The 1,525-nt window shown below is 48.2% G+C and carries 2 protein-coding genes; both read left to right on the top strand.

Going from position 1 to position 1,525, the window contains the following annotated elements; all coding sequences use genetic code 11:
- Positions 1–182: 182 nt before the first annotated feature.
- Positions 183–1,280, top strand: a complete 1,098-nt coding sequence (locus tag ABCO64_RS10050) for a transposase (RefSeq protein WP_253461077.1) — start codon at positions 183–185, stop codon at positions 1,278–1,280.
- Positions 1,281–1,302: 22 nt separating this feature from the next.
- The coding region (locus tag ABCO64_RS10055) for a hypothetical protein (protein ID WP_253461080.1) at positions 1,303–1,525 on the top strand (223 nt) is incomplete at its 3' end.

Genomic DNA, 1,525 nt, shown 5'->3' on the forward strand with positions numbered 1-1,525 from the left:
GAGCCCATCAAACCAGAGATCTGACTTATAAAACCTCCTCTATTTTCCGGCATTCTGCGCGCCTCTGATAGATTCAGTCAATTTATGCGTTATTCCCCTCATTTTTTCAGGCTTTTCCAACTTTTTTGCGCCCCCAAGAGGGGTTTTCAGTCAGGTTTATATACTCAGCGTACGACTGGCTCATGGACTCCAGCATTGAGTTCTCGGCAAAAGAAAGCAGAATTAAAGAGATTGAACGCGGGAAGTCTCTCTCAGAATTCCTGAGTTCATCGTATCTGCACACTATCGCACAGACTATTGAACGAGAATACTACGCCACAGGAAGTACCAGATTCAGGTATCCGGTTCTTCTCCTGCTGAAGCTTCTTATCATCAAGTGTTTCCGGAAACAATCCTATGCCCGGACAATGCATCTCCTGACAGACGAGGATTGTTTCCATCTTGGGGCAGAGTTGGGCCAAGATGGTTACATCATACCCAATTCAGCAACCCTCCACTACTTTGTGAAATACCGTCTCGGCGTTGAAGGGATGAAACGGCTCATGCACCTTGTTGGTGAGGCAATTCTTCTCTGGGCAGAGAATGAGATGATCGGTACCATCGATTCTACACCGCTTGTGGCATCCCGGCACGACAAATACGCACCGTTTCATCCGCATTACTCGGTAAAGATGGATAAAGCGCACATCTTCCATCTGGGATCATATCCGCTTGCAATGGTCTACTCGTATGGAAAGGATGCAGATATTGCTCATCTTCTTCCTCTTCTCAAGAGGGTGAAGACATTGAATCCACGGCTCATCAATGTGCTGCTTGATGCAGGATATGACTCATTTGAAGCACATGCTCAGATCTGGTATCATCTGAATGCCCGGCCCTGCATCGATATCCGGGAAGGAGCTGTTATCCAGAACGAAGGAAGTGAAGAGAGAATCAGACACTGGGTTAACAAGCTCTGGAGAGCAGGGGGAGATATCCACGCTCCCCTGACTCAACAGTTACAGTTCCTCTTCCAGAACGGAAGAGTGGAACAGGTCGGGAAGCATTTCCGTAACAAGAATCTTCTCGACCCTGAATTCTCAGCAATCATGCGAAACCGTGGAGAGTGTGAACGGGTTCATGGCCGAATCAAGGCATCGGTCACGTTTCACCTCAAAGGGATTCGGCATGAGAGCCGGGAACTCTACATGATCCTCAACTTTGTAGCATATCAAATGCTCCTCCTGACCGGGCTTCGTGCCGGGGTGAAGAACCCGACACATCTGAGTGCGTTGTTCTGAGGACTGATTCACGCAGTCATAGGTGGAAAGTCCCCTGTTGATAAGGGGTAAGGAGAGCGATAGCTCTGTCATTTTAGTTGGTTTTTGGGTTGTCTGGCAGTGGAACCGTATCATTGGTCAAGACGAGGTCAGGGATGTTGAGCTGCCGAAAGAGATCTTCAGTGCTCATTATGGAGATCTGTTGGAACGAACGACCCTGAATTTCATCCCATCAAATCAGGAGGGGTGTTGTTTTGATGGCCTCA

Source organism: Methanocalculus natronophilus (assembly GCF_038751955.1).
GTDB lineage: Archaea > Halobacteriota > Methanomicrobia > Methanomicrobiales > Methanocorpusculaceae > Methanocalculus > Methanocalculus natronophilus.

Coding starts and splice junctions, on each gene's coding strand:
- ABCO64_RS10050 (WP_253461077.1), top strand. CDS start 183: ATGGACTCCAGCATTGAGTTCTCGGCAAAAGAAAGCAGAATTAAAGAG.